At 58.6% G+C, this 25,273-nt stretch carries 31 protein-coding genes; 12 read left to right on the top strand and 19 right to left on the bottom strand.

Annotation, left to right across the window (positions count from 1 at the left end):
* Window positions 1-31 precede the first annotated feature (31 nt).
* On the bottom strand, window positions 32-391 hold the full coding sequence (locus ACFWW2_RS22965) for a dihydrodipicolinate reductase (RefSeq protein WP_393932263.1): 360 nt from the start codon (window positions 389-391) through the stop codon (window positions 32-34).
* Window positions 392-461: 70 nt separating this feature from the next.
* Window positions 462-1,271 carry a 4-hydroxy-tetrahydrodipicolinate reductase gene (gene dapB, locus ACFWW2_RS22970; protein WP_393932265.1) on the bottom strand — a complete coding sequence of 270 codons (810 nt, stop codon included), beginning with the start codon at window positions 1,269-1,271 and terminating at the stop codon, window positions 462-464.
* A gap of 98 nt (window positions 1,272-1,369) precedes the next feature.
* Between dapB and rbfA the strand changes: the two genes are divergently transcribed.
* Both rbfA and ACFWW2_RS22980 read left to right on the top strand, forming a co-directional pair.
* Window positions 1,370-1,765: a 30S ribosome-binding factor RbfA gene (rbfA, locus tag ACFWW2_RS22975; RefSeq protein WP_393932267.1), complete on the top strand. Its 396-nt coding sequence runs from the start codon at window positions 1,370-1,372 to the stop codon at window positions 1,763-1,765.
* Complete coding sequence (locus ACFWW2_RS22980; RefSeq protein ID WP_393932269.1) at window positions 1,765-2,478, top strand: phosphodiester glycosidase family protein; 714 nt, start codon at window positions 1,765-1,767, stop codon at window positions 2,476-2,478. Before rbfA ends, ACFWW2_RS22980 begins: the two co-directional genes overlap by 1 nt.
* Window positions 2,479-2,488: 10 nt before the next feature.
* Here ACFWW2_RS22980 and ACFWW2_RS22985 read toward each other — a convergent pair whose 3' ends face one another.
* Window positions 2,489-2,920, bottom strand: coding sequence for an NUDIX hydrolase (locus ACFWW2_RS22985; protein WP_393932271.1), 432 nt, complete (start codon window positions 2,918-2,920; stop codon window positions 2,489-2,491).
* Window positions 2,921-3,024: 104 nt separating this feature from the next.
* Between ACFWW2_RS22985 and ACFWW2_RS22990 the strand changes: the two genes are divergently transcribed.
* The 3 genes from ACFWW2_RS22990 to ACFWW2_RS23000 are packed head-to-tail and all read left to right on the top strand — an operon-like array spanning window position 3,025 to window position 4,784.
* The gene (locus ACFWW2_RS22990; RefSeq protein WP_393932273.1) at window positions 3,025-3,939 is read left to right on the top strand and encodes a tetratricopeptide repeat protein; all 915 of its coding nucleotides are present in this window, start codon (window positions 3,025-3,027) and stop codon (window positions 3,937-3,939) included.
* Window positions 3,940-3,966: 27 nt separating this feature from the next.
* Entirely contained in the window at window positions 3,967-4,608 is a 642-nt protein-coding gene (locus ACFWW2_RS22995) for an LON peptidase substrate-binding domain-containing protein (RefSeq protein WP_393932275.1), read from the top strand.
* On the top strand, window positions 4,605-4,784 hold the full coding sequence (locus tag ACFWW2_RS23000; RefSeq protein ID WP_393932277.1) for a Trm112 family protein: 180 nt from the start codon (window positions 4,605-4,607) through the stop codon (window positions 4,782-4,784). The genes ACFWW2_RS22995 and ACFWW2_RS23000 overlap by 4 nt, the downstream gene beginning before the upstream one ends.
* Here ACFWW2_RS23000 and ACFWW2_RS23005 read toward each other — a convergent pair.
* The gene (locus tag ACFWW2_RS23005; RefSeq protein WP_393932279.1) at window positions 4,772-5,149 is read right to left on the bottom strand and encodes a hypothetical protein; all 378 of its coding nucleotides are present in this window, start codon (window positions 5,147-5,149) and stop codon (window positions 4,772-4,774) included. The two genes, ACFWW2_RS23000 and ACFWW2_RS23005, sit on opposite strands and share 13 nt — an antisense overlap.
* 521 nt (window positions 5,150-5,670) lie before the next feature.
* Here ACFWW2_RS23005 and ACFWW2_RS23010 point away from each other — a divergent pair.
* The 3 genes from ACFWW2_RS23010 to ACFWW2_RS23020 all read left to right on the top strand — a co-directional run bounded on the left by ACFWW2_RS23010 (window position 5,671) and on the right by ACFWW2_RS23020 (window position 10,897).
* The gene (locus ACFWW2_RS23010; protein WP_393932281.1) at window positions 5,671-6,420 is read left to right on the top strand and encodes a YHYH protein; all 750 of its coding nucleotides are present in this window, start codon (window positions 5,671-5,673) and stop codon (window positions 6,418-6,420) included.
* A 403-nt stretch (window positions 6,421-6,823) separates the two neighbouring features.
* Entirely contained in the window at window positions 6,824-8,002 is a 1,179-nt protein-coding gene (locus tag ACFWW2_RS23015; RefSeq protein WP_393932446.1) for an aminotransferase class I/II-fold pyridoxal phosphate-dependent enzyme, read from the top strand.
* 12 nt (window positions 8,003-8,014) lie between these two features.
* Window positions 8,015-10,897 carry a DNA translocase FtsK 4TM domain-containing protein gene (locus ACFWW2_RS23020; protein ID WP_393932283.1) on the top strand — a complete coding sequence of 961 codons (2,883 nt, stop codon included), beginning with the start codon at window positions 8,015-8,017 and terminating at the stop codon, window positions 10,895-10,897.
* Window positions 10,898-10,919: 22 nt separating this feature from the next.
* Here the strand turns inward: ACFWW2_RS23020 and ACFWW2_RS23025 are convergent, their stop codons facing one another.
* The 6 genes from ACFWW2_RS23025 to speD all read right to left on the bottom strand — a co-directional run bounded on the left by ACFWW2_RS23025 (window position 10,920) and on the right by speD (window position 16,654).
* Window positions 10,920-11,750, bottom strand: a complete 831-nt coding sequence (locus ACFWW2_RS23025; protein ID WP_393932285.1) for a capsular polysaccharide synthesis protein — start codon at window positions 11,748-11,750, stop codon at window positions 10,920-10,922.
* 12 nt (window positions 11,751-11,762) lie between these two features.
* Window positions 11,763-12,587, bottom strand: a complete 825-nt coding sequence (locus ACFWW2_RS23030; RefSeq protein ID WP_393932287.1) for an FkbM family methyltransferase — start codon at window positions 12,585-12,587, stop codon at window positions 11,763-11,765.
* A gap of 108 nt (window positions 12,588-12,695) precedes the next feature.
* Complete coding sequence (locus tag ACFWW2_RS23035) at window positions 12,696-14,240, bottom strand: polyamine aminopropyltransferase (protein WP_393932289.1); 1,545 nt, start codon at window positions 14,238-14,240, stop codon at window positions 12,696-12,698.
* A gap of 79 nt (window positions 14,241-14,319) precedes the next feature.
* Complete coding sequence (locus tag ACFWW2_RS23040; protein ID WP_393932291.1) at window positions 14,320-14,907, bottom strand: hypothetical protein; 588 nt, start codon at window positions 14,905-14,907, stop codon at window positions 14,320-14,322.
* A gap of 40 nt (window positions 14,908-14,947) precedes the next feature.
* Window positions 14,948-16,237 carry a rhomboid family intramembrane serine protease gene (locus ACFWW2_RS23045; protein ID WP_393932293.1) on the bottom strand — a complete coding sequence of 430 codons (1,290 nt, stop codon included), beginning with the start codon at window positions 16,235-16,237 and terminating at the stop codon, window positions 14,948-14,950.
* Window positions 16,238-16,252: 15 nt separating this feature from the next.
* A complete protein-coding gene (gene speD / locus ACFWW2_RS23050; protein ID WP_393932295.1) occupies window positions 16,253-16,654 on the bottom strand; it encodes an adenosylmethionine decarboxylase in 402 nt (133 codons plus the stop codon).
* A 289-nt stretch (window positions 16,655-16,943) separates the two neighbouring features.
* Between speD and ACFWW2_RS23055 the strand changes: the two genes are divergently transcribed.
* Together ACFWW2_RS23055 and ACFWW2_RS23060 are read left to right on the top strand one after the other, a co-directional pair.
* Complete coding sequence (locus ACFWW2_RS23055) at window positions 16,944-17,594, top strand: hypothetical protein (protein WP_393932297.1); 651 nt, start codon at window positions 16,944-16,946, stop codon at window positions 17,592-17,594.
* A gap of 49 nt (window positions 17,595-17,643) precedes the next feature.
* Complete coding sequence (locus ACFWW2_RS23060; protein WP_393932299.1) at window positions 17,644-18,543, top strand: DMT family transporter; 900 nt, start codon at window positions 17,644-17,646, stop codon at window positions 18,541-18,543.
* 35 nt (window positions 18,544-18,578) lie between these two features.
* Here the strand turns inward: ACFWW2_RS23060 and ACFWW2_RS23065 are convergent, their stop codons facing one another.
* Both ACFWW2_RS23065 and rpsU read right to left on the bottom strand, forming a co-directional pair.
* Window positions 18,579-19,193, bottom strand: a complete 615-nt coding sequence (locus tag ACFWW2_RS23065; protein ID WP_393932301.1) for an outer membrane protein — start codon at window positions 19,191-19,193, stop codon at window positions 18,579-18,581.
* Window positions 19,194-19,481: 288 nt separating this feature from the next.
* Window positions 19,482-19,688, bottom strand: a complete 207-nt coding sequence (rpsU, locus tag ACFWW2_RS23070) for a 30S ribosomal protein S21 (protein ID WP_100367708.1) — start codon at window positions 19,686-19,688, stop codon at window positions 19,482-19,484.
* A gap of 106 nt (window positions 19,689-19,794) precedes the next feature.
* Here rpsU and ACFWW2_RS23075 point away from each other — a divergent pair, with 106 nt between their 5' ends.
* Both ACFWW2_RS23075 and ACFWW2_RS23080 read left to right on the top strand, forming a co-directional pair.
* Window positions 19,795-20,493: a COQ9 family protein gene (locus ACFWW2_RS23075; RefSeq protein ID WP_393932304.1), complete on the top strand. Its 699-nt coding sequence runs from the start codon at window positions 19,795-19,797 to the stop codon at window positions 20,491-20,493.
* Window positions 20,494-20,555: 62 nt separating this feature from the next.
* Window positions 20,556-21,527 (top strand): NAD(P)H-quinone oxidoreductase, encoded by a 972-nt coding sequence (locus ACFWW2_RS23080; protein WP_393932306.1) that lies wholly within the window; start codon window positions 20,556-20,558, stop codon window positions 21,525-21,527.
* Between the two features lie 55 nt (window positions 21,528-21,582).
* Here the strand turns inward: ACFWW2_RS23080 and ACFWW2_RS23085 are convergent, their stop codons facing one another.
* The 7 genes from ACFWW2_RS23085 to ACFWW2_RS23115 form a co-directional block, all read right to left on the bottom strand.
* A complete protein-coding gene (locus tag ACFWW2_RS23085; RefSeq protein WP_393932308.1) occupies window positions 21,583-21,786 on the bottom strand; it encodes a hypothetical protein in 204 nt (67 codons plus the stop codon).
* A gap of 366 nt (window positions 21,787-22,152) precedes the next feature.
* Window positions 22,153-22,350, bottom strand: a complete 198-nt coding sequence (locus ACFWW2_RS23090) for a hypothetical protein (protein WP_393932310.1) — start codon at window positions 22,348-22,350, stop codon at window positions 22,153-22,155.
* An 8-nt stretch (window positions 22,351-22,358) separates the two neighbouring features.
* Window positions 22,359-23,066 carry an RraA family protein gene (locus tag ACFWW2_RS23095; protein WP_393932312.1) on the bottom strand — a complete coding sequence of 236 codons (708 nt, stop codon included), beginning with the start codon at window positions 23,064-23,066 and terminating at the stop codon, window positions 22,359-22,361.
* Window positions 23,051-23,743 (bottom strand): alpha/beta fold hydrolase, encoded by a 693-nt coding sequence (locus ACFWW2_RS23100; protein WP_393932314.1) that lies wholly within the window; start codon window positions 23,741-23,743, stop codon window positions 23,051-23,053. Before ACFWW2_RS23100 ends, ACFWW2_RS23095 begins: the two co-directional genes overlap by 16 nt.
* Window positions 23,743-24,189, bottom strand: coding sequence for a ribonuclease HI (rnhA, locus tag ACFWW2_RS23105; RefSeq protein WP_393932316.1), 447 nt, complete (start codon window positions 24,187-24,189; stop codon window positions 23,743-23,745). Before rnhA ends, ACFWW2_RS23100 begins: the two co-directional genes overlap by 1 nt.
* The gene (locus tag ACFWW2_RS23110; protein ID WP_393932318.1) at window positions 24,182-24,778 is read right to left on the bottom strand and encodes a methyltransferase domain-containing protein; all 597 of its coding nucleotides are present in this window, start codon (window positions 24,776-24,778) and stop codon (window positions 24,182-24,184) included. Before ACFWW2_RS23110 ends, rnhA begins: the two co-directional genes overlap by 8 nt.
* Entirely contained in the window at window positions 24,779-25,228 is a 450-nt protein-coding gene (locus ACFWW2_RS23115; protein ID WP_393932320.1) for a DUF3429 domain-containing protein, read from the bottom strand.
* Between the last annotated feature and the right edge of the window lie 45 nt (window positions 25,229-25,273).

Here is a 25,273-nt window from a genome sequence, read left to right on the forward strand (position 1 = left end):
AGCTTATCACAGGTTTTTCAGGATGCGCGAATTATTGAATCCGGAAAGAGGCGGAATCGCCCGCGCCCTGATCGACAGTAAAGCGGATGCTGTCGCCGCGCACCTCGACCAACTGGCAGTTATAGGGGATCGGGTCACCGCCCCAAGCCAGTTCACGGCAGAAATAGCCATCCTGCCAGGACCAGGTCCCGACGATATCCCAGCCGATCGCAGATCCCTGAATCTGCCCATTATTCAAGACGTTAAGGCGTACGCCATAAAGGCGGTTGCGCAGCAGTTTCCCATCGACCAACGACAGAAACGTCGTTTGATCGGCGACGGGCACATAGCTGTCAGCCGCCGCAGGGGCCGCCGAAAGCGCAAGGGTAAGAGCAAGAACGAGCCGTTTCATAAGGCACCTCCGTTGTCCAAGATTACCCTATATACGCGCCAACCACTGTTTTGGTTCAATCCGTGAGCGGCTAAAGGCCCAGCACATCCATCATGTCATACTCACCCGGCGCCTTGTCTTGCCCCCATAGCGCGGCCTTCAACGCCCCGCGCGCAAAGATGGACCTGTCGGTCGCCATATGCCGCAGCACGATCCGTTCGCCGGGGGCAGCAAAAAGTACGTCATGTTCGCCCACGATGTCGCCCGCGCGGATCGCCGTGAAGCCGATATCGCCCTTCTTGCGGGCGCCGGTGATGCCATCGCGCCCGCTGTCGCGCACGTCTTTGAGTGTCACGCCACGGCCCTCTGCGGCGGCCTCGCCCAGCATCAGCGCGGTGCCGGATGGGGCATCGACCTTGTGGTGATGATGCGCCTCGATCACTTCGATATCAAAATCCTCGTCCAATGCGGCGGCCACCTTTTTTGTCAACTGCACCAGCAGGTTGACGCCCAGCGACATGTTCCCGGCCCGCACGATCACCGCATGACGGGCCGCGGCGTTGATGGCTTTCAAATCGGCCTCGGTCAGGCCAGTTGTGCCAATGACATGGACAGCACGCGCCTGTGCGGCGAGCCCTGCAAAATCGACGCTTGCGGCGGGCGAGGTGAAATCAATCACCGCCTGCGCCTTGGCAAAGACCTCAACCGCGTCATCGGTGACATGCAGGCCAGCAGGCTGACCGCCCATCATGGTGCCGACATCCTGCCCGATCCAACCGTGCCCTGGCCGTTCCAGCACGCCAACCAGCCTGCATTTGTCGGATGCCAGCACCGATTTGATCAGCATCTGCCCCATTCTGCCTGATCCGCCAGTGATCACGATGCCGGGTAAATCTTTCATGGGACTGTCCTTTCACTTCCGCGACGTTCTTAGCGGGGGTTTGCCCCGCGCGCAAAGCCTTGCTTGGCATCAGGGCCAACGGGGCGTAAATGGAAGGCATGGCAAAGAATTCAAACCGTGACGGCAAGGCCCCCACCCAGCGTATGCTGCGTGTGGGCGAACAGTTCCGTCGTATCCTGTCAGAGGTGTTGCAGCGCGGCGACGTGCATGACGACGATCTGGCGCGCATGTCCATCACCGTGGGCGAGGTGCGGATGACCCCGGACCTGCGCATCGCGACGGCCTTTGTGCTGCCGCTTGGTGGGCAGGGGAAAGAGGAGGCGCTGGAGGCATTGCGCCGCAACCGTCACGAGATCAGACATCTGGTGGTCAAGGGTGGCACGATGAAATTCGCCCCCGAATTGCGTTTTGAGATCGACGGAACCTTTGATCAGATGGATGCGACCCGCGCCCTTCTGGCGGAGGATCATGTAAGGCAGGACCTCGACGACTGATGCGCTGGCTTTTCGTTGTACTGCTTTGGGCGTCGCCCGCCGCTGCCGTCACCTGCGCGGATGTGGATTACGAAGGTAATAGCTACACAACCTGCACTGTGAACCTGGACACTGATGCGCTGCGCCTGTTTCATACCGATGATGATGGCAATGTGCTGGGCAGCTTCAGCGCAATTGAGGCAACGCTGGATGTCGAAACACTGACCTTTGCGATGAACGCAGGCATGTACCACGATGATCGGGCACCGGTGGGCCATTACATTGAAAACGGTGTTGAGAAGATGCGGGTCATCACCAATGCCGGGCCGGGCAATTTCGGGCTACTGCCCAATGGTGTGCTTTGCATCAACGAAGGCAGCGCCCGCGTTTACGAAACACTGGCCTATGTTGACCAGGCGCCTGTATGCCGGGATGCGACCCAATCCGGCCCCATGCTGGTGATCGACGGGGCGCTGCACCCCCGGTTTCTGCCGGATGGCACATCGCGCTTTGTGCGCAACGGGGTGGGCACAACGGCGGATGGCAAGACGGCCATCTTTGCAATTTCAAACGACCGGGTGACGTTCCACGAATTCGGCAGTTTCTTTCGGGATCATCTGAAGATGCCCAATGCGCTTTACTTCGACGGCAAGGTGTCGCGGCTGCACGCGCCCGCGCTGGGCCGGTCCGATATAGGGTTTCAGCTGGGACCGATTGTGGGTGTGATCGAATAGGGGCGATGGGTTAAAACCCATCTGACGTCGTGGCCAGGTCGATCATCTCCTCGACATGTTCGCTACGGTCCAACGTGGCGACCCTCGCAATCTCAATCCATTCCGCATGGCTGACATCATCCGATGGCACAGGTGTGCCGCGTTCATAGCGACACAATACCGCCACCAGAAGAAAGTGATGCGCGACCACGCCGTCCCCGTCCCGCATGATGATATCAAGGTTTGTCAGATATCGTTCCGGCGTCGCCACCACGCCCGTTTCCTCGTGCAACTCTCTCGCCGCTGCGGCCAGCGCCGTTTCACCCCGTTCCACATGACCGCCCGCAAAGCCCCATTTACCGGCGTCCGGCTCTTTCTTGCGGCGGACCAACAGGACACGCCCTTCGTGAACCACAACGGCAATCGCGCCAAGCACGGGTCGGGTGGGGAGTGTCTTGCTCATGGCTGGAGGCTAGGGGCCCCTGCGGCGACGGTAAAGCGCGAATACCCCTTGGCGTCGGCCCCTGTTGCGCACATATAGGGGCCAAGCTCAAAGAGGAGATGACAATGCTGGAACTTGGCGAAACCCAATCCACCCCCGCCGCTGATCTGGTCATTGATGGAACAGACGGCACCTTTGCAACCGACGTGATCGAGGCATCGCAGACCGTGCCTGTGATCGTGGATTTCTGGGCGCAGTGGTGCGGCCCGTGCAAAACACTTGGCCCCGCGCTTGAGGCGGCCGTGCAAAAGGCTGGTGGCCGCGTCAAGATGGTCAAGATCGACGTGGATGCCAACCAGATCTATGCAGGGCAACTGCAGGTACAGTCGATCCCCACCGTCTATGCCTTTTACCAGGGGCGTCCCGTCGACGGTTTTCAGGGCGCGCTGCCCCCGTCCGAGATCGGCGCCTTTGTCGAAAAAATCGCGGCCCTTGGCGGTGATACCGAAGCCGAAGGGTTGAGTGCGGCAATCGAAGCCGCCAATCAGATGCTGGACGAAGGGGCGGCCACGGACGCCGCCGAAACCTTTGCCGCTATTCTGCAGGAAGAACCGGACAACGCCGCCGCCTATGCCGGTTTGGTCCGGTCCTATCTGGCCTTGGACGACGTGGATCAGGCCGAGGCAATCCTGAATGGCGCTCCAGCCGAAATTTCAACCGATCCGCTGCTGGAAGCAGTGCACGCCCAGATCACACTGGCGCGCGAGGCGGCCAATGCTGGCCCCGTAGCTGAATTGCAAGCCACGGTCGAGGCCGAGCCGGATAACCATCAGGCCCGGTTTGATCTGGCGATTGCCCTGCACGCCAATGGCAAGGCCGAAGAGGCGGTGGGTGAACTGCTGGAACTGTTCCGGCGTGATCGGGAATGGAACGATGGCGCCGCCAAGACCCAGCTTTTCACGATTTTCGACGCGCATGATCCAAAGGATCCGCTGGTCCTGAATGGCCGCAGAAAACTGTCGTCACTGATATTTGCCTGATCGCCGTGGCGGGCTAGATCGTTGGTCATGATATCATCCACCGACCTGCCAGACACCATTCCGGTGTTTCCCCTGCCGGGCGCGCTGCTTTTGCCGCGCTCGCGGCTGCCGCTGCATCTGTTTGAACCGCGCTATCTGGCGATGCTGGATGATGTGCTGAAAACCTCGAACCGGTTGATCGGCATGGTGCAGCCCTATGATGCGCCGGGGGCGTCCGGCAAGCTGCACAGCATCGGCTGCGCGGGCAAGCTGACAGCATTTTCAGAAACCGAGGATGGGCGCTATATGATAACCCTGTCCGGCGCGTCCCGCTTCCGGATCGTGGAAGAGGTCGAAGGGTTCACACCCTACCGTCGGTGCAAGGTCAACTGGCAGGGGTTCGAACGCGATCTGGGAGCCGTCGAAAAGGATCCGCATTTTGACCGGCCTGCCTTCATGGACGCCCTCAACCGGTTTTTTGAGGATCGGGGCCTGTCCACCGATTGGGACAGTCTCGGCGAGGCCGAGGATGAATTGCTGATTAATTCGCTCTCCATGCTCTGCCCGTTTGATCCCGAAGACAAGCAAGCGCTGCTCGAGGCCCCATCGCTCGCCACGCGGCGCGAGACGCTGACCACCCTGATCGAATTCGCCCTGCGTGGTGGCAATGGCGAAGAGGTCATGCAATGAGCGAAACAGCTTTCGACCCCAAAATGCTCGAAGCGTTGGTCTGCCCGATGACGCAGGCGATCCTCAGCTATGACGCTGAAAAGCAGGAGCTGATCTCAAAACCCGGCAACGTGGCCTTCCCCATCCGCAACGGCATACCAGTGATGCTGATGGACGAGGCGCGTCAACTGGACTGATCAGTTGCGGGAACAGGCTTTCGGCGGCGCAGGCTCAGCAAGACAAAGATAAGGCCGATGGCGAGCGCAATGATAGGGACGCTGCTCAACGCGCTGCCAAAAATGACCGAGCCCAACTTTTCCATACTTTGGGCCTCTGCATAGCTCGATTGGAACCCTCCCCAAATCCCGACCAGTACAAGGGACCCACCCGCCACCAGCAACAGGCCGGACAGGAACAGGCCGCGAAACAGCCCGCCCTTTGATTTCGGTGTAAAAAGTACGGCCAGAAAAACGACAGCGGCGACGACAAGAAGGGCCTGAACCATCTCCGCATCGGTCCTGTCCCGGCTGACGGCCCAGTCGCGCCAGGTTGATTTCTTCACCGAAGTCGATTGGCACGAGCAACATACATTGCTGAAGGCCGCCTTCAGCCCTTGTGCGCGTGGGAAAAAAGGGATCAGGGGCTGGATTGGGCTAATGATCAAATCAAAAGCACACTATGGCATGACTGTAGAACTTCGTCTTTCGTATATAGCAATCAACTCAAAGAGTTATGAGCATGCCGAATGCGGCCGTTGTAATAGTTGCCGCGAACGACAGCAGTGTCAGCTTGTGAGTCTGTGATCATCGCATGCCTGGCAGGCGCGCGAACGTCCGGTTCGACGGACGCACTGCTGGATCGCTTTAGAAGGGTGAAGGTCCGATTTGGGCCGTCCCCGGCTGGGCAGATATTGCACACTCGGTGCATGCTGTACCAGCGTTGATGGTGGCTCTGGGCCCAAACTCGCAAATGCAGCGAAGGTCCTGAAGGGCAGCTTTGGCGTGCCCTTATCCTCCGACATAAAGAACGACGGAAATACCCTTCGCGCCCGTTAAACGCTTATCCAAGCACCAGGAGGGTATCATGAAGACACTCGGCACCACGCTCGCTCTGACGCTTTTGACCGCCGGTGCGGTTCAAGCGCATGTTACGATCACAGTGGATGGGGATCAGCGCTGTATTACATCCGATGGCGTGCCCGATCACGATACCGGCCCATGGCGGGCCGGCGCTACTGTGCAAGAGCAGGAACATAGTTTTTGTATGGATGCGACGCCCGAACTCACGGAAACCATCACCCGGCGTGTCCGTATTTCGGGAATTACGCTAACCGGCATTCCACTGCGTCCGGGCACTGCGGAATACTTTGATCCGTCTACTGAGCGGGGGTATTCGCGCGATCCGTCTTCGGGATGGAATGTGGAAGGCGTTGGCGGGCTTATCATGGACGCGCAGAATGCGCATGTGGACGGTGACGGGATGTATCACTATCACGGCATTCCGTCTGCAGTGACAGGCGAGCTTGACGGTACACTCTTTGGCTATGCCGCGGACGGGTTCGAAATCCACTATGTAGGTGACCAGGCACAATCGTCCTGGCAGTTGAAAAGTGGTGCGCGCGCATCCGGTCCAGGTGGCGCACATGACGGGACTTATGTGCAGGATTACGAATTTGTTGCAGGCTCTGGAACTCTGGATGAATGCAACGGGGCCATGATCGACGGGCAATACGTCTACTTCGCGACCGATACCTACCCGTTCTTCCCGCGCTGTTTCAAAGGAACAGTGTCTAACGACTTTATCGGCGGGCGGCCCCCACCCCCGGCCGGGTGACGACGGCTGATCTGAAATAAACCGAAATTCAGAAAGCTGCCTGTGGTTTTTTCGAGGTCGTGCGATACCCTCAGCGTATGACTGCAACAAACCCTAAACACCGCATTCACACATTAACCGTGCGCTGCCTTAACCCCGCAAATCGCCGCTCAGGGGTCCGACGCAAGTCCGACGTTTTGCCGATGCGATGCCGACCGCGCATTTCCCAGTAAAATAAGCTGTTAACCCACGATTCGTCCCGAACAACAGAAACCACCGTACGGTGGGGGGCACGCAACACCCTTTGGCCTGACCAAAAAGCCACATTATTGCCGCCCCCGTTCCCTTGTTCTGGACAGCGCACCACCCTGCGCGCTAGTTTGATCAAAAGCGGGGCGAAATGATCCCGCGAATTGAGGCAGTTATGGTGTTTCCCGAGCGGTTTTCGAACCTCCCGGTTGCGACGTGGCCACGTCTGCGTGCGTTACTCAACGTACCCAGCAAGGCGTCGGACGTGATCAATATGACGATTGGCGAACCGCGCCATGCGTTTCCTGCCTTCGTGGGCGATATCCTTGCGGCCAATCTGGCCGGTTTCAACAGCTATCCGAGCAATGAGGGGCTGGACGATCTGCTGACCGCGATGGGCGGATTTCTTAATCGTCGCTATGGGTTAGACGTGTCCAACGACCGGATCATCGCGCTGAACGGCACGCGCGAGGGGCTGTATAACGCGGCCATGGCGCTGTGCCCGGAAACCAAGAACGGCAAGCAGCCCGTCGTGCTGACGCCAAACCCGTTTTACCCTGTTTATGCGGTTGCGGCCTTGTCCGTGGGCGCCGAACCGGTCTATGTGCCCGCGACCGAAGCCACCGGCCATCTGCCTGATTTTGCTTCACTTTCCAGCGAAACCCTGGACCGCACTACCATCGCCTATCTCTGCTCGCCTGCCAACCCGCAAGGCGCTGTGGCTAATGAGGCCTATTGGCGCGACCTGATCACACTTGCCGAAAAGCATGATTTCAAGATTTTCGCCGACGAATGCTATTCCGAGATCTACCGCGACACACCACCCCCCGGCGGGCTTGAGATCGCGACCCGGATGGGCGCGGATCCGGACCGGGTTCTGATTTTCCAATCACTCTCGAAACGCTCCAACCTGCCCGGCCTGCGCTGTGGTTTTGCTGCGGGTGGTGCGAAATCCATCGCCCGGTTGCGCCAGTTGCGCGCCTTTGCAGGTGCGCCGTTACCTGGCCCCTTGCAAGTAGTCGCAACAAAAGTCTGGGCGGATGAAGGCCATGTGGAAGAAAACCGCAGCCTCTATCATCGCAAATACGACATCGCCGACGATATTCTGGGGCATGTGCCCGGCTATATGTCCCCGCAAGCCGGATTTTTCCTTTGGTTGCAGGTGGATGACGGCGAACAGGCGGCGCTGAAACTCTGGCAGGACACCGGCGTGCGCACGCTGCCGGGCGCCTATCTCAGCCGCGACGTGGCGGGTGAAAACCCCGGCAAAGGTTACATCCGGGTCGCCATGGTGGCCCCAACACAAGAAATGCAGCGCGGTCTGACCCTGATCCGCGACTGTCTCTACGGTTAAGGAACGAGCAGAATGGCATCATATCAGACACGGCAGCGCGATCCGCTTTTGGACAGCACGACCCAAGCCGCCATCGAAAAACGCGGCAAGGAATTGCTGGGGATCGGTCTGGTCTTTGCGGGCCTGCTGATTGCGGCGATGGTGGGCAGCTATTCCCCAGATGATCCCAGCTGGATCTCGGCCACGGATGCCCCGGTGCAGAACTGGCTTGGACATATGGGTGCGTCACTGGCGGCCCCGTTGATGATGATCATCGGTCTTGGCATCTGGGTTTTGCCCGTCATCCTGATCACATGGGGCGCACGTTTCATCACCCATCGCGGGCAGGAACGTGCCATCGGGCGGCTGGTCTTCGCGCCCGTCGCCATCGTGCTGGCCTCGGTTCATGCCGCAACGCTCACACCGGGGGCCGACTGGCCAGCCAATTTCGGTCTTGGCGGATTGTTTGGCGATACCGTGCTTGCCGTCATCCTGACCATTGTGCCCTTCGGGACGATCTTTGGTGTCAAACTGCTATCGCTTCTGTCCTTCGGGGCGCTGTTGGTGCTGATGGCCTTTGTGCTGGGCTTCACCAAGCCAGAGGTCAGGACCGCCCTGCGTTTTGTCATGCTGGGCACCATCATGCTCTATGCGCTGATCCTGAAAATTCTGGGCCGCGGTGCGGCTCTGTCGGCCCATGCGGCCCAGGGTCTGACCGAAACTGTGCAAACGCGCCGGGCAAAAGCGGCCGATGCACGATCCGCCCGTGACGCCGTTTTGACGGAAGAGGCGCAGGCCGAACGCGCCGTGCCGGTGCCGGATTTCAAGGCAAGGGCCGCCGCTGTTGTGCGCGCAAACCCGGCTGTGCCCACGCAGGAACCACCCCTGACCGCGCCCAAAATGCCACCGGCTCCGCCGCTCGCCGCGCCCGCCCGTGCAGCGGCAGAGCCGCAACAAAGCGGCGGCTTCCTGTCCGGCCTGCTCAAGCGGAACGAGATGCCGGAACCGGAACTGGTCACACCGGAGCCAACGGCAGAAGAACCACCCACCGGCAGTAGCGACCGTGTCAGCGCGCGCATTGCCGACGCGATCAAGAACCGGTCCGTGCCGCCATCACCGACTGGCGTACGCATCGAACCCTCATTAACTGCCGGGCGCGGCCCCAAACCGCTGATCTTTGATCCGGTTGATGATGTGGCCAGCGATATCGATGCGGTGTTCGAGGATCCGAATGCGCCGCGCATGGCCGAACCACACATGCCGATCCCTGCGCCGCACATACCCACCGCCCCCACGCCAGAGCCGCGGAGCGTCGTAAGACACCCGCCGAAAAAGGCCCCGCAGCCCTCCACTCAGGCCAAGGCAGAGGCGCAACCGACGCTGAAATTCGAGGACCAATATCCCGGCTACGAACATCCGCCGCTGGGCCTGCTGATGAACCCGATCGAAATCCAGCGGCATCATCTGAGCGATGAAGCACTGGAAGAAAACGCGCGCATGCTGGAAAGCGTGCTGGACGACTATGGCGTCAAGGGTGACATCGTATCGGTCCGCCCTGGCCCTGTTGTCACGATGTACGAGCTTGAGCCGGCACCGGGCCTCAAGGCCAGCCGCGTGATCGGCCTGTCGGATGATATCGCCCGGTCCATGTCGGCGCTGTCGGCCCGTGTGTCCACCGTGCCGGGCCGGTCGGTCATCGGGATCGAACTGCCTAACGAGAACCGCGAAAAGGTCGTGCTGCGCGAAATCCTCAGCCACCGCGACTTCGGCGACGGCAACCACAAGTTGCCGCTTGCATTGGGTAAGGATATCGGGGGCGAGCCAATCATCGCGAACCTTGCCAAGATGCCCCACCTGCTGATCGCAGGGACCACCGGGTCCGGTAAATCCGTGGCGATCAACACGATGATCCTGTCGCTGCTTTACAAGCTGACACCGGAGGAATGCCGGATGATCATGATCGACCCCAAGATGCTGGAACTCAGCGTCTATGACGGCATTCCGCACCTTCTCTCCCCCGTTGTGACCGACCCGAAAAAGGCGGTCGTCGCCCTGAAATGGGTCGTGGGCGAGATGGAGGAACGCTATCGCAAGATGTCCAAGATGGGCGTGCGCAACATTGATGGCTATAACGGCAGGGTCAAGGATGCCCTGTCCAAGAACGAGATGTTCAGCCGCACTGTGCAGACCGGGTTTGACGATGAAACCGGCGATCCGATTTTCGAGACCGAGGAGTTCCAGCCAGAGGTGCTGCCCTATATCGTCGTGATCGTCGATGAGATGGCCGACCTTATGATGGTCGCGGGTAAGGAGATCGAGGCTTGCATTCAGCGCCTGGCCCAGATGGCGCGTGCGTCCGGTATTCACCTGATCATGGCCACACAGCGCCCGTCGGTGGACGTGATCACCGGCACGATCAAGGCGAACTTTCCCACCCGGATTTCGTTTCAGGTGACATCGAAGATCGACAGCCGCACGATCCTGGGTGAAATGGGGGCCGAACAGCTCCTGGGCATGGGGGATATGCTTTACATGGCAGGCGGGTCCAAAATTACCCGTGTCCATGGCCCCTTCGTGAGCGATGAAGAGGTTGAGGAAATCGTCAACCACCTAAAAGGGTTTGGCCCGCCCGAATACATGTCCGGTGTCGTTGAAGGGCCTTCTGATGATGCCGAAAGCAGCATCGATCTGGTGCTAGGTCTGGGTGATGGATCAGACGCCGAAAATGCGCTTTATGACACGGCGGTCGCCATCGTGATCAAGGATCGCAAATGTTCGACCAGCTATATCCAGCGCAAACTGGCCATCGGCTATAACAAGGCCGCGCGTCTGGTTGAGCAGATGGAGGAAGAAGGCGTGGTGAGCAGCGCCAACCACGTGGGCAAGCGCGAGATCCTGGTGCCGGAACAGCATTGAGGCCCAGCGGCCGGCAACCAGACTACAACAAGGCGTCAAGTAATGATCGTGGATAGCCAACGCGCCAATCAAGCTTTTGCATCTCGGTATCGCATTTCACCTTAGCAATGATACGCTTTTCGGAGTATTTCTTGCTTATCTGTCGTAGCACACGCTTGACACCAGAGTTCGGCCTAGCCGATCGATTGTAAAACTCTGCGAACAAGTGAGGATCAGCCGCAGGTTTCCGGTGTCGTTTCTCCCATTCTTCTTTGAATTTGAAATCTGTCGAGATTAGAATGCCGAATAAATGGTGGAGCCAGAAGTATGGGTAGGGGCGTGCAAGCTGCGGCTCGAACGGCGCCATGATCGCAGAAGGGTCATCTGGCACAAACAATGGTTGTCCTGGCTCTTGCAGGGGATCCCTTTTTACTGACCAATAATGCAGTGTTGCCTCATACCATTTGCGAATAATTAGAGCATCGTGTTTCGCGGCCAAGAACCATGAGGACATAGGAAGGACAACCCCTTCTCGTTCATATGCAAAAAAGTCAGATTTGTCTGCCGCTTCCGGGAGCCAAGAGCTGAGCGGCTTGATTGGAAATACGGATGCATCCACCCAGATGCCGCCATGCCGTCGCAAGATGCATAGTCGGATGATGTCGGATTGAGCCTGTAATGACAGGCTTGCAGGATCAATCGCTAAATCATCCAGGTATGTTGCCGAAGTTTTGGCATCAAGAGTGATGACGTCATAGTCGGGATTGAGTTCAATCCACCGTGTCAGATTCCACCGAACCAAACACGGCGCATTCTCGACTCCTTGAAACCAAAGAAAATAGATTTTTCTTGGAAATGCGACCAGATCAGTCATATCTAACCTTGCTCAAGCGCGTCTCGCAAAGAGCATGAAAAACCGTCGCCGACAATCATAACCATTTTTTTCAAGAGCCTTTTGAAGATCATCAATTGGGCTTTCGCCATTTCTTTCAGGACTCGCGTCAATTGCAATTTGCCGCGGGCGCAGATCGCCTAATCCTTCAAGCACTTCAAGTTCTACTCCTTCCGCCTCAATCTTCACAAAGTCGGGAGATGCTTTCTGGCCGTTGAAGTAGGTATCCAACCGTCGGACCTTGATGGTCAGGCTTTCTATGATGCCGCCTTCATCTGGTTGCAACAGAGAATGCTCTACGGCAGAGGAAGACAGGTTCAGCACCATCTCCTTGTCCTCCGAGAAGAGCCCACATTCATTGACGACTATATTGGTACTTTGTGAAAAGTTTTGTCGGATTGCTGACGCGTTGGCGGCGCTTGGTTCAAATAAGTGAACTTCTTCGGCTATTCTGGCCGCGCTCAGGCTGAAACCGCCCACGAAGGCACCACAATCCACAACAATGTCATTCGACGCAACTTCGACGAAACCTGGTAAAGAATATTTACGCTTGAGAATTTCTTCATAGCCAAACGCCACATGCGAATATTTGATTAACGGCATTGGTCGGGGAAAAGCAATTGTCCGACCTCTTTGGACAACGTCGACAGTCTGGCCGTTTAGGGCAAAACGACTTGGTTCCAGGCCAGGCATCCATCTCGTAAAATGACCGTAGACCGCCTGAAGCTTTTCTTCGGGTAGGTTGGCGCAGCGTTTTCGCAAGCTGTTTTCGATACGTCTCAGCCGTCGGGAGCCCATCGGGAAATAGTCGTGTTGCACTAAACGTTCCCTTGTCTCGGTCCCTCTTTCCAAAGGACCGACGTGGCGGCTCAAGAAAGCAGTACTTTACTGTGCAGGAAAAGCGATATCTGATCAACAGCGCTACAGTTATATCCGGCTCAAATCCGCGTTGTATTCCTCGTAAATCGTCGGATTGAAGATCGAGTTCACTTCCAACTCCCGCCTTGGCTTGAGGTCCGTGGTAAAACTCTGGGCGGCGGCGAAGCTTTCGGGTGTCAGCGAACGCAGCCCGTCGGGTAGTGGCCCGAGCGTGCCGTCAGGCTGTTTGCTGGCCATGTGGAACCCCCAGATGCCGAAAGATGGGATCGGGGTGTTGTAGCTGATCACATCCGGAAACAGCTCTTCCAGTGTAAGTGCGACCGTCCAGTAGGAATGCGGCGCGAAGAAGGGAGAGGAGCTTTGGGTGACCAGCGTCCCCCCGTCCTCCATGATGGCGGATACCATGGCGTAAAATTCGACGGAATATAGCTTGGACAAAGCCTCGTTATGCGGATCGGGGAAATCGATGATGATCCGGTCATATTTTTGCTCGGCGTCTTTGACGAACACAAAAGCATCCTGATTGTAGACGGTCAGGATATCGGACTGCATGCTGCCGCCATTCAGACGCACCAGCGGGGCAAACTCCGACCCCAGCCGCGTCATTTCCGGGTCCAGATCGACCAGATCAATTTGGGTCACCGATGGATGCTTGAGGACCTCGCGGATCGCCAGACCGTCACCGCCGCCCAGGATCAGCACACTTTCTGGCGCATCCCCCCAGGCCAGCACGGGATGCACCAGCGCCTCGTGATAGCGGTATTCATCAGTTTCGGCGAATTGCAGATGGCCGTCGATGAACAGACGGATGTCGTTCGTTTTCCAGGTATTTGTGACGACAAGGTTCTGATATTGGGATTGATCGCGCCAGACGACCCGGTCGAAATACAAGTGATCCTGCGCAAAGCCGGTGATCTTGGACGCGGACAAGGTCAGCACGAAAAGCAAAACGATCGTGGCAATCGCATAACCCAGCATCCGGTGGAAGTTATCCAAATAGGCCCGCAGCCAGAAGATGTTCAGCAGTGCGACGGCCGCGTTGGTCAGGCCGATGGCGAAGGACGCGGTGATCAGGCCGAGCGATGGCAGCAGCAGGATGGGAAAGGCGACAGAGCCGACGAGCGCGCCAATATAGTCCAGCGACAGCACGTCAGAGATGGACTGCCGGGTGGTGGAGCGTTCCGACAGGATGCGCGTCAGGATCGGAATTTCGAGGCCGACCAGAAAGCCGATGGTCGAGATGAAGGTGAACATGCCCACCTGATAGAACCACGGGGCATAGGGAAAGAGCATGAAAAGCGAGATGCTGCACATGCCGCCCACAAAGGCGAGGATCAGTTCGACCCAGACAAAGGCCTGGACCAGATTGCCTTCGATAAAGCGGGACACGTAAGATCCCACGCCCATCGCGAACATGAAAAAGCCGATGGTCAGCGAAAACTGATAGACCGAATTGCCCAGAAGATAGCTGGATACGGTCCCGATGATCAGTTCGTAAACGATGCCGCACAGGGCCACGACCAGGATGGACCCCAACAGGACGACCGCCTGTTTCTGTGGAAGATCGGTGTAGCTGTATTCGCGTTTTGCCACGGGAAACCTATTGAGTTGAAACAATAAAAAAGGCCCAGCACGCGCTTGGCGTCACTGGGCCCTGATTGTCTATGCAGGCTTACTTGCCAGAGCGTGGACCACCTGTGCGCGCGCTGGATGGCGGGCGGTAGTTGCTGCGTGGCGTCGCCGTGCGGTTATTGAAGCTGGCAGCACTGATGCCTGCGCCGCGCTGGCGGCTGATCAGATTGCCGATCAGCGCACCCGCCAGGAAACCGGTGCCCGAGAATTGCAGGCCAGAGGCGTTGCCGGCAACGTCAGTGGCGATCAGGCGACGGTTCGCCTCATCGATTTCAACGGTAAAGACCTTGCCTTCGTCAGTGTCCTGTACGCCATTTGCGTTTTCGTCCGCAAATCCAAGGAATGTGGCGTCTGGCATGACCTCAAGACCAAGGGTCTTGCCATAAAAACGCGGTTCGCTGTTCAGAACGATTGTATAGAATTCTGTGAATTCAGCCATTTGCTGGTCGGTCACATCGGTAATCCCGCTTTCGCCCAGATAGCCCTGATACTCGGTCAGGACGAATTCGGTGCGGTCAAGAACCTGCCCCAAGTCTGCGGTCTGCTCAGACGCGGAACCGGACACAACGGAATAGCCAATAAAGCCAACGACGGCGATTGCGCCGATCAATTTAATGTTTTGAAGCATAAGCCTCTCCTTTGACGTACGCAAAAAACGCACTAGCTGATTATGCCCCCAACAAACATACCCACCATACCTGATGCAATGCAGGATTGTAGTAATTTTTGAGCATCCCACATCTTTTGAAATTGTGCGCTTCTAATGCAACTGCATTGGCATCTGACAGGTCGCTGGGGATGGCCAGAACGACCATCCGCGCGCCTTTGTCAGCTGCTTTTCCAAGCGCATATTCCATGCCCGCCAGCCCCACTGGCCGTTCTTCCCAGCGCAGGCCCATGACCTTTTTCGTCTCGGGTTCCTTGCCGATGTCGGCAACGGCCAACCCGGTTTGTGGGCTTGGCGGTGGCGGTGGGGGCGCAACAAATTCTGGATTATCAAGGCCATAGACGATCTTGGCCTCGCCGACGTCATGATAGTCCGGAACGGTCAACTCGACCTGCGCACCGAAATCCTCATACATCTTGTGGGCGTTGGCATAGATCGGGCGGCCAAAGGCGGCGTAGTCGCTGGTCGCCATAAAGATCTTGCGAACCCCGAAATCCTTCAGCTTGCCCAGAAGCCCGTTCAGCATCTCGCCGCCCAGCCCCTGACCGGTCTGTTTCTGGTCCAGATAGGTCCAGGAAAGCCACGCGACGTCATCTACCTGATCATCGAGACTGTAGCCGGTGACGCCCAGGATTTCGCCCTTTTGCATCAGGACGAACATGCCCTCCAGACCGTCCTCGAGAAAGCCTGATTCGGCTTCTTCGGCGTCGTCGTCATCGGTCTGGCCGATGATTTCGACAACCCGCGCGATATGGCTCGCCTGCATGGGTTTCAGTGTCGGGGTCTTGCTTCCGAAAAGGGATTCAAACACGGCCAGACTTCCTCCAATCAGAGCGCCCGCGATATGGACGTAGACGGCAACGGATTGCGACAGATAAATCACTTCGAGGACCAGCAGCACCAGCACGGCCAGACCTGCCAGCGCCATGCCCGACGGGGGCCGGGCCATCATCACCCCGTAAGCCAGCAACCCGTAGGATATTCCCGACGCCCCGATGAACCGGGGCCCGGCGATGTAATACTGGGCCAGCGTGCCGCCGATGGCGCAGGCCAGCATCAGTGCAAGCAGCCGAGCCGCGCCCAGACGCTGCTCCGCGATCAGACCACCAAAGAAGATTACCAGTATATTGCCCGACAGGTGCAACAGGCTGCCATGGCGTAAAACGCCAGCAAACGCTTCGGGTAACGTGTCGAGATAGCTGGCGTTCAGCGTCGGCCCGTTCAGGGCGTAGGCCACCAGAAAGAGCGCGCAGGTACTGAATGTGATGTAGCAACTGCGCAGCTCACTCATGACATGGTTTGCGGGTCACGCGGATGCCGCAGCCAGGGCAAGCTGCGCCATATTTCCGCGCTGCAGGATATCCACCTGCTCGCGACCGGGTGTAAAATACTGGCGCAGCACATCAAGGCTGCGCATCGGTTCGGCATCGCCGCACATAAAGATATCAATCGCGGCATAGTCGTTTTCCGGCCAAGTGTGGATCGAGATATGGGACTCGGCCAACACAGCAACGCCTGTAAACCCGCAGCGATCGCCGAAATCATGCATATTGACCTCAAGCACGGTGGCCTTGGCGGCCAAAGCAGCCTGACGCAGGATCTCGCCCGCCGGGGCACATTCGAACAACCGCGATGCATCATAAAAATCTGCAATCAGATGTTTGCCCAATGCCGTTGGGCGCATTCCATCAACTGTCAGCTTATTCACGTCTCAATGACCTTTTACTATTTGTTCGGACCTTGGCGGGCAATCTTGGCAAAATTCTGACCAGTATGGTTTTTCGTGGGGTCATGTTACGGCGACCCGAATGCGCGTCAGGTCTAATGGCAGCATTTGCGCAACACCACCCCTGATTGCGGATGCCGACCACGTCACAGATTGTGTGGCCTTCACGTCGCACTGTGTGCGAACGCACTGACATGTCATCACCAAGACATACTTATGCCCGTATCCCGGTTTTGTTTGCGTGGGTAAGTCTGTGATCGGAACGAGTGAAATGGTGGATGATGTCCCTGAGAATGGGCCAAATCTTGACGTGTCTGCGTGGCAGCTAATCGACCCGCGGCCCATCCAGCAGGAAAACCCCTATACATTCTTTGTCCCGTCCGACGCTGAAAAGGCGGCACTTGTCCCCGGTGATCTGGTCAAGCTGATGTTCCGCAGCCTGTCACCACACAACGGAACCGAACGGATGTGGGTCACCTTCCAGGGGCGTGATGAGGTCGGCGCCTTTGGCCAGCTTGATAATCAGCCGCTGGATATTCCGGGCCTGACAGCGGGTGACATCATCCGGTTTCAGGACCACCATATTGTCAGCGTGTGGGAACCGAAGGTTGATGACATCAGCCATGAAGACCGGATGTTCGCCCGGTGCCATGTCGATCCGCGCATCCTGAACGGTGGCGTACGGATCGGTCGGATCGAACGTCGATCAGCGTGGCGAACGTGGCGGCCATGGCGCAAGGATCGCTGGCCGGATACCGGCTGGTACATTTATGCCGACGACAATACCCGACCGCGATCACGCGACATGCGCTATGTGGCCGTTGGTGTTGTACTGAACCGGGATGACAGCATCCTGCGTCATCTGTCCGCCGCACCCGGTACCCGCATGATCCGCGATGGCGACAGATTCCGCGATATCTAGCGCCGGCTGTCTCTTTCCTTCGCCAGCACCGTTCCCTAAACCCGATCCCATGCAGCAAGATCGTACCACGCTTATTGCCACAGTGCTGGTTGTCGTCACCGGCACGATTTGGGGGCTCTACTGGGTGCCGGTGCGCAAGCTGGCCGAACTGGGGTTGCCTGGGGCGTGGGGGACGCTAGCCATCGTGGCAACGGCGGCCGTTCTGCTTGCGCCTGTGGCGATCCGGCGGCGGCATCATCTGGCGCGATCCAACCCCATTGCACTGGCGTCGATCGCGCTGGGTGGGGCGGCCTTTGTCCTTTATTCGATTGGCCTGCTTTACGGGCGGGTCGCGATTATCGTGATCCTGTTCTTCCTGACCCCGGTCTGGAGCACGCTGATCGGGCGCTACGTCATGGGCTGGCCCACCACGCGGCTACGGATTGCGGCACTGTTTCTGGGGTTTGCTGGTCTGGCCTTGATGCTGGGCGCTGATGGACAGGTGCCCGTTCCGCGCGGGATGGGCGAATGGCTGGGCCTGATCTCCGGGTTTTTCTGGGCTGTCGCCACAACCGGGATCAGGGCCAAGGCAGATACCGGCCCGGGCGAAACCGCCTTTGTCTTCGCGGCGGGCGCGACCATCAGCGCCCTGATCCTTGCGCCGCTCTTACCTCCTGCGACCGATCCTGAGCCAATCCGGAACATCCCGGCCATCATCGGGTGGAGCCTGCTGGCGGGCGGCATCTGGTGGGGGCTGTCGATGTGCGCGCTGATGTGGGCGACAGCACGGCTAGAACCGGCGCGGGTCGGCATCCTGCTGATGGTCGAGGTACTGACTGGCGCCATTTCCGCGGCATTGATGGCAGGCGAACATCTGGGGATATTGGAAATCGCCGGAGGCGCGCTGGTCCTCTGCGCCGGCCTGTGCGAAGTCTGGCCCAGCCGTGTTGCTGAGCCAGAACGCGCATAGCGAAGGATCAATGGGTCCTGAGCCTCGTCACATGATCAGAACTTGAACGAAGCGCGCAGTTCAAACGCATTCACATCCAGATCGATATCGACCGGTTCTTCAAAAACATCCTCGGGCAATGCCCCTTCGACCTGACGTCTGGTGAATTCCGCGCCCAGCACGATATTGTCCGTCATCAGATAATCGACACCAACGCCGACGATAAAGCCATCGGCATCGGCCTCACCATCCACGCCGCCAACATCAAATTCCGTGGTCAACTGGGTGAAACCCGCGGTGCCGTAGGCGAGGAAACGATCCTCAAAGACGTAACCCACCCGGCCCTTGATATCGACAGCCGTGGTTTCCAGGCCATCGATTGATGCGTCCGGTGCGCCGCCGTCAGACGCCTGGCCCAGAACAATCTCGCCGCCGTAAACCAGATTGCCGTCCTGCATTTGATAACCAGCGAACCCGGAAAAGCTGGTATCGTCATTGAGGTCAAATGTCCCCAAACCGAAGTCAAAGCCATCTGACTCAGCGGCGACCTTGCCGTCGCCGCTAATAGCGCCGATGGCGATCCCCGCATAACCACCGGTAAAATCGGCAAGCCCGACGGTGGGCAGAAAGCCCATGACAGCCGCCAGGGACGATTTCGTGAAAATGTGCATCTGTGTTCCTTGTGCATGTTTTGGCGTTGGACGCGTTAAAATTGCGGGCAAGCACATCACTAACGGACAGGGCAGATGGTCCGGCTTTGCCGGAGGTCTGACCTGTTCGATTCGCTCACCCCGGTCCGGGCTTAAACGGCGACCGTTGTCAGCGGCGTGTGAAATTGTAGTTGGAAAGCGTGGTATTTACGCGGGGTCAGCCGGAAAGACCGACGCCTTTGCGCAAAACAAAACCCCCGCCTGATCGCTCAGCCGGGGGTTCCTTGATCGTCACGTCGAAGGGTCGCTTTACAGCATACCTTCGCGCTGGAGCTTCTTCCGAGCCAGCTTGCGCTGACGGCGAATGGCTTCGGCCTTTTCGCGCGCCTTGCGCACGGACGGCTTTTCGAAATGCTGCTTGAGCTTCATTTCACGAAAAACGCCCTCACGCTGGAGCTTCTTCTTCAAAGCACGCAACGCCTGATCGACGTTGTTATCACGAACACTAACCTGCATGTGGTTTACACCACCTTTCTAAGTTGGATTTGCAAAAATTGCAGGAAGTGGGCATTTAGCAAAGGCGTGCTAGTTTGTCTAGTGCCACCGACATGGAGGACGACAGATGATGACCGCCCCGATTGACCCCGCCAAAGATAAACTGATCGATGCCATCTTGCCCCATGTGGCCTTTGACGGCTGGGCACCAGTTGCCTTCAACGCAGCCGTGGCCGAGGTCGGGCTGGACCCGGCCCATGCCAAAACACTCTGCCCACGCGGTGCCGTCGATCTGGCGGTTGCCTATCATCAGCGTGGCGATGGGGCGATGGTCGCAGCACTCAAGCAGGCGGACATGTCCGACATGCGCTTTCGCGACAAGGTCGCTCATGCGTTACGGCTGCGCATCCGTGCCATTGATGACAAAGAGGCCGTGCGCCGGGGCACCGCGCTTTTTGCGCTGCCCCATATGGCACCTGACGGAACCAAGCTGATCTGGGGGACCGCTGACGCCATCTGGGACGCGCTGGGCGACACCTCGCGTGACATCAACTGGTATACCAAGCGGATGACGCTGTCGGGCGTCTATGGCTCCGTCGTGCTTTACTGGCTCGGTGATGACAGCCTTGATGGTCAGGCCACGGACGCCTTCATCGACCGGCGGATCGATGATGTGATGCAGTTTGAAAAGGTGAAGGCGCAGGTCAAGCAGAACCCGCTGTTGAAACCTGTGACCGGACCGCTGTCGCGGATGCTGGGTGCGATCAAGGCACCGACAAAGGTGCCGCCGGTCGATCTGCCCGGTATGTGGCGGGATCAGACCTGAAGAACTGGCCAAGGCTGGCGTAATGGCCCATATCTTGCCTCGAACGAATAGGGGGCAAGCAGATGCAAGCAGTTGAAATCACCAAACCCGGCGGACCAGAGGTTCTGGCGCTGACTGAACGCTCCATGCCCGAACCGGCACATGATCAGGTGGTGATCAAGGTCGCCTATGCTGGCGTGAACCGTCCCGATGCATTGCAGCGTGCAGGCCTCTACAACCCGCCGCCCGGCGCCAGCGATCTTCCCGGCCTCGAAGCTGCGGGCGAAATCACGGCAATCGGGACGGGTGTCACAGATCTTTCAGTGGGCGATCAGGTCTGCGCCCTTCTGCCGGGCGGCGGCTATGCCGAATATGTCGCCACACCCGCGGCCCATTGCCTGCCCGTACCGGATGGGCTGACCCTGAAACAGGCGGCTTGCCTGCCGGAAACCTTCTACACCGTCTGGTCCAATGTCTTCATGCGCGGCGGGCTGCAGGCGGGCGAGCGGTTTCTGGTCCATGGCGGAAGCTCCGGTATCGGAACAACCGCGATCCAGCTGGCCAAGGCCAAAGGCGCGCGGGTTTTTACCACCGCCGGGTCGGACGAAAAATGCGCCGCTTGCGTGGACTTGGGTGCCGAACAGGCGATCAACTATCGCGAGGCTGACTTTGTCGAGACCATGAAAGCAGAAGGCGGGGCCGATCTGATCCTCGACATGGTTGGCGGCCCTTACATCCAGCGCAACCTGCAAGCACTGGCAGATGATGGCCGATTGGTGCAGATCGCGTTCCTGCAAGGGCCCAAAGTGGAATTGAACCTCGTCCAGCTCATGCCGCGGCGGCTGACCATGACCGGATCAACGCTGCGCCCGCAGTCCGACCTTGCCAAGGCGCGGATCGCCGACCAGCTGCGCGAACATGTCTGGCCTTTGCTGAACGTAGGCACCATCGCCCCGGTGATGGATCAGGAATTCGCGCTCGCAGATGCCGCAGCGGCCCATGCACGCATGGAAAGCAGCGCCCATATCGGAAAGATCGTCCTGAAAGTCGCCTGACGCCCAAATTCTTCCAAGAATTTGGCTACAAACTTTCGGCGAAAGTTTGTCTGCCCTAGTTGCGTCCGTTGACCGGAGGGGATCGCCAAGGCGTCGTTGTATAGAATGTCGATTGCTGCCGCCAGTATTGGGTCCGCACCTGCTCTGACGTCTGATCCTCGGCCATGGCCGCAGATGTGTCCTCCATCGCACGGGTATGGCTGTTGCCAAACATGCAGGCTGACAGAAGCAGGGGCAAAAGGATGATGAGGCGGCGCATATCTTAAACGGTCCAATGGTAATCTATCCATCGACCTTGCACGTCAAAAATGACCTTAACGGGGCGTCACCGTGACGAACCTTCGTTCAATAACAGGCAAAGGGTCGCGGTCAATCTACCTTTTCCCAAAGATGCGACCGGTGTTCCAGCAGCGATGCGGATTATCACTCTTGGGGTAATACGCCGCTTGGCTGGCCCGGTCTTCGCGCAGTAAAGTCACCGACTCCTCATAGTGATGCGCGGCAATGATCGTGTCCATCACAGGCACCAGAATGCCGCGGCCGCCGTAAACGCTCGAATGGCAAACAGCGCAAATATCGAAAAATCGTGTTGAAGGCAGCTAGCGCCCCAAACCTTCCGAAGTCGTCAACAGCCGATCCGACCCGGCCTACGTCTTTCGCACGTCTCACCAGTCAGCGTGTCGCGGAAGTATGCGTCGCTGAAATCCCCGTCCGGTGTCGGATCGACAATCTCGAGGCGCGACTTCTCTAGGCTTTCCTCAAGTGAAGTGCTGCAACCGGTCACAACCATCAGCAAGCAGGCTGCTATTAGCAGTCTATTCATGGTTTCTCCTACGTCCTTGCTTTTTCAAATTCTGCCCAAGCCTCCAGCAGCGTGTCCAGATCGAAATCAGCCTGCTTCGCCGGTCCCAGAATAATCTGCTCGCCCGCCCACATTTTCTCAATCGCATCTTTCAGATCGGGGATCACCTCTGGCGGGATCACCAGCCCGCCATGCCGGTCTGCATGTACCAGATCACCCTGCTGCACTCTCATCCCAAACACATTCACCGGCGTACCCAGCTCGCGCACATGCACGAATGCATGGCTTGGCCCGATGGAGCCTGCCACAACGGGAAACCCCTCGGCCAGATCACCCAGATCGCGCATCACCCCGTTGGTCAGGGCGCCATTCAGCCCCAACCCCTTATGCACATTGGTGTGGACCTCGCCCCACCACGCGCTGACGCAATTGGGGTAATCGACATCCTCCAGCACCGCGATGGCGGGGCGGGGGCCTGCGGCCATATTCCGGAAATAATCCAGCCTGCGGGCGCGGATCACATCCGGCGCTTCGGTGGGCGGTTCGCGGCCCGCAATCTTCGCCGTCCGGGCAAACCCCACCATGGACTGGCCGGGGGCCGAACATTGCATCGTGCCCTTGGTATAGGCATCAAAACCGCGCTTGCCCTGGGCCACCTCAATCGCGTTGCAGACGGTAGGGGTATCGACCCGCTGCAGCAGCGCAAGCAGATCGTCGGGGATCACCGGTTCAGCCATTGCGCCAATGCCTCATTTGTTGCGTCGGGTTGTTCCAAGGTAGGCAAATGGCCGGCCCCCTTGATGACGGTCAGCGTCGACCCGGGGACAAGATCATGCATCAGTTCATGCCGGTGCAGAGGGCAAAGCACATCATCCTCACCACACAGGATCAGGGTCGGTACAGTCACGTGCCGTAACGTGTCCTGCTGATCGGGTCGGGACTGCAAAGCGCGGGATTGGGCGACAAACGCGGCAGGCCCAACCGTTTCCGCCATCGCCATACACAGATCAAGGATCTGACCCATCTGCGGCCCATCGGTCAGGTAATTCGGCTTCATTTCATCCCGCATCACCGCGCGCAGCCGGCCATCCTGCACCTTGGCGATCTGCGGCTCTCGGCGGGCTGCAATCGCCTCGGCCTCCGCCTTGGGGTTTGTATCCAGCAAGGCCAGCCTTGTGATACGGTCAGGCGCCTGGCGGATCACCTCCATCGCGACAATCCCGCCCATGGACAGGCCAGCAAGGGCAAAGCGAGGAGGCGCCTGTGCCAGCACATCCGTCGCAATCGCCTGCACCGTCTCATGCAGACCAAAGGGCGCGACCATCACGGGCCGTTCATGCGAAAAGGCAGCGATCTGCGGACCATAAAGCCGGGCATCACACATCATGCCGGGCAGAAAAAGCAGCGGTTCCATCATGGCTTGAACGGGGCCATGCCCGCGCGGGCCAGTTCGTCGGCACGCTCATTTTCAGGGTGGCCCGCATGGCCCTTGACCCATTCCCACGTCACATCATGGCGGGCAGCGGCGGCATCAAGGCGCTGCCACAGGTCGACATTCTTCAGTCCACCCTTTTTCTTCCATCCATTGCGTTTCCAGCTATGGATCCACTTGGTGATCCCGTCTTTGACATAGGCGCTGTCGGTCACCACGGTCACTTTTGTAGGTTTGCTCAGCGTTTCAAGTGCGGTGATGGCGGCCAGTAGTTCCATCCGGTTGTTGGTCGTCTCCGGGGCACCGCCATGCAATTCCCGCTCCTTGACCACCCGGTCACCTTCGCGGGCAATCAGCAAGGCACCCCAGCCGCCGGGGCCGGGATTTCCTGAACAGGCCCCGTCCGTGTAGGCGTAAAGATCAGGCATGTTTGCCCCCCCGCATGATCACAAACGGGTCCATCGTGCCTGCCATCCCCTTTTCGCGCCCTTCCTTGGTAAAGGTGACAGTGAACCCGGCACCTGTCAGCAGGCACTGCAGTTCCGCCACGGTCACATAGGTATAAAACCGATCAATACCATCACGGCCCGCGCCCTCACCGGTTTTCATACCCACATGAATGATGCCACCAGATTCAAGCGCGCGATGAAGCGCGGCCAGATAACGGGGCAGGGCGTCGCGCGGGGCGTGCAGCAGGCTAAAATTGGCCCAGACGCCTGCATATGCGGCCTCAGCGTCGATATCATCGAAGGTGGCCAGCCGCGCGCTGATCTCATGGGTCTGGTTGGCCAGATCAACCATGCCTTGCGATGCATCCACCGGGTCCGGGTCCAGCCCCGCCGCGCGCATATGGGCCGAGGCAGCGGCGGGCCCGCAGCCAAGGTCCAGCACACGACCACCCGCAGGGATCAGATCAATGAAGGCCTGCAGGCTGGCATCAGGTGTGTCCATCGTAACCAGCCGGGCATAATCAGCGGCCTTAACATCATAGATGGCGATGGTTTTCTCATCCGCCATTCAGAACACCACAGGCAGGAAGGACAGAACGACAATCGCGGTCAGCAGTACCCGCAGATGCATCCACCAGGAAGGGGCCAGTTCAAGCCGCCAGAAATGCCAGTCCAGCAACAGCAAGGCCAGAAAGCCCACGATCAGATTGACCGCAGCCGCAACCGGGCCGCCGCCGGTCATGAAAAACGCCCAAAGGGCGGGGATGACAGAAAGAACGTAACCGGCTGTCGCGGTCCGGCCCGTCGCTTTGGTCGCAAAACCCCACAACACGCCAGACATGAATGACAAAATGACGGCGCCATAGAACAACTGCACATAAGGTCCGACAAACCGCCCGCCCAGGTTCATCTGGCCCCACAGGCCAAGCTCGGGGCGCAGCACGGTCAACGCACCCCAAAGAAACGGCAGCAGGCCGGCAAGGCCAAGGATCAGGGCAGAGCGGGGGATGGCGTTCATGCGATTTCTGCGATCAGTCTGTCAGGTCTCGCCTCGTTTACCTTC

The organism is Yoonia sp. R2-816 (assembly GCF_046762905.1).
Lineage (GTDB): Bacteria > Pseudomonadota > Alphaproteobacteria > Rhodobacterales > Rhodobacteraceae > Yoonia.

Coding starts and splice junctions, on each gene's coding strand:
- ACFWW2_RS23055 (WP_393932297.1), top strand. CDS start 16,944: ATGGTGGATGATGTCCCTGAGAATGGGCCAAATCTTGACGTGTCTGCG.
- ACFWW2_RS23045 (WP_393932293.1), bottom strand. CDS start 16,237: ATGAGTGAGCTGCGCAGTTGCTACATCACATTCAGTACCTGCGCGCTC.
- ACFWW2_RS22990 (WP_393932273.1), top strand. CDS start 3,025: ATGCTGGAACTTGGCGAAACCCAATCCACCCCCGCCGCTGATCTGGTC.
- ACFWW2_RS23100 (WP_393932314.1), bottom strand. CDS start 23,743: ATGGAACCGCTGCTTTTTCTGCCCGGCATGATGTGTGATGCCCGGCTT.
- ACFWW2_RS23115 (WP_393932320.1), bottom strand. CDS start 25,228: ATGAACGCCATCCCCCGCTCTGCCCTGATCCTTGGCCTTGCCGGCCTG.
- ACFWW2_RS22995 (WP_393932275.1), top strand. CDS start 3,967: ATGATATCATCCACCGACCTGCCAGACACCATTCCGGTGTTTCCCCTG.
- ACFWW2_RS22965 (WP_393932263.1), bottom strand. CDS start 391: ATGAAACGGCTCGTTCTTGCTCTTACCCTTGCGCTTTCGGCGGCCCCT.
- ACFWW2_RS23020 (WP_393932283.1), top strand. CDS start 8,015: ATGGCATCATATCAGACACGGCAGCGCGATCCGCTTTTGGACAGCACG.
- ACFWW2_RS23000 (WP_393932277.1), top strand. CDS start 4,605: ATGAGCGAAACAGCTTTCGACCCCAAAATGCTCGAAGCGTTGGTCTGC.
- rnhA (WP_393932316.1), bottom strand. CDS start 24,189: ATGCCTGATCTTTACGCCTACACGGACGGGGCCTGTTCAGGAAATCCC.
- ACFWW2_RS23015 (WP_393932446.1), top strand. CDS start 6,824: ATGGTGTTTCCCGAGCGGTTTTCGAACCTCCCGGTTGCGACGTGGCCA.
- ACFWW2_RS23085 (WP_393932308.1), bottom strand. CDS start 21,786: ATGCGCCGCCTCATCATCCTTTTGCCCCTGCTTCTGTCAGCCTGCATG.
- ACFWW2_RS23010 (WP_393932281.1), top strand. CDS start 5,671: ATGAAGACACTCGGCACCACGCTCGCTCTGACGCTTTTGACCGCCGGT.
- ACFWW2_RS23075 (WP_393932304.1), top strand. CDS start 19,795: ATGATGACCGCCCCGATTGACCCCGCCAAAGATAAACTGATCGATGCC.
- ACFWW2_RS23060 (WP_393932299.1), top strand. CDS start 17,644: ATGCAGCAAGATCGTACCACGCTTATTGCCACAGTGCTGGTTGTCGTC.
- rbfA (WP_393932267.1), top strand. CDS start 1,370: ATGGCAAAGAATTCAAACCGTGACGGCAAGGCCCCCACCCAGCGTATG.
- ACFWW2_RS22985 (WP_393932271.1), bottom strand. CDS start 2,920: ATGAGCAAGACACTCCCCACCCGACCCGTGCTTGGCGCGATTGCCGTT.
- ACFWW2_RS23025 (WP_393932285.1), bottom strand. CDS start 11,750: ATGACTGATCTGGTCGCATTTCCAAGAAAAATCTATTTTCTTTGGTTT.
- ACFWW2_RS23065 (WP_393932301.1), bottom strand. CDS start 19,193: ATGCACATTTTCACGAAATCGTCCCTGGCGGCTGTCATGGGCTTTCTG.
- rpsU (WP_100367708.1), bottom strand. CDS start 19,688: ATGCAGGTTAGTGTTCGTGATAACAACGTCGATCAGGCGTTGCGTGCT.
- ACFWW2_RS23080 (WP_393932306.1), top strand. CDS start 20,556: ATGCAAGCAGTTGAAATCACCAAACCCGGCGGACCAGAGGTTCTGGCG.
- dapB (WP_393932265.1), bottom strand. CDS start 1,271: ATGAAAGATTTACCCGGCATCGTGATCACTGGCGGATCAGGCAGAATG.
- ACFWW2_RS23110 (WP_393932318.1), bottom strand. CDS start 24,778: ATGGCGGATGAGAAAACCATCGCCATCTATGATGTTAAGGCCGCTGAT.
- ACFWW2_RS23090 (WP_393932310.1), bottom strand. CDS start 22,350: ATGAATAGACTGCTAATAGCAGCCTGCTTGCTGATGGTTGTGACCGGT.
- ACFWW2_RS22980 (WP_393932269.1), top strand. CDS start 1,765: ATGCGCTGGCTTTTCGTTGTACTGCTTTGGGCGTCGCCCGCCGCTGCC.
- ACFWW2_RS23095 (WP_393932312.1), bottom strand. CDS start 23,066: ATGGCTGAACCGGTGATCCCCGACGATCTGCTTGCGCTGCTGCAGCGG.
- ACFWW2_RS23040 (WP_393932291.1), bottom strand. CDS start 14,907: ATGCTTCAAAACATTAAATTGATCGGCGCAATCGCCGTCGTTGGCTTT.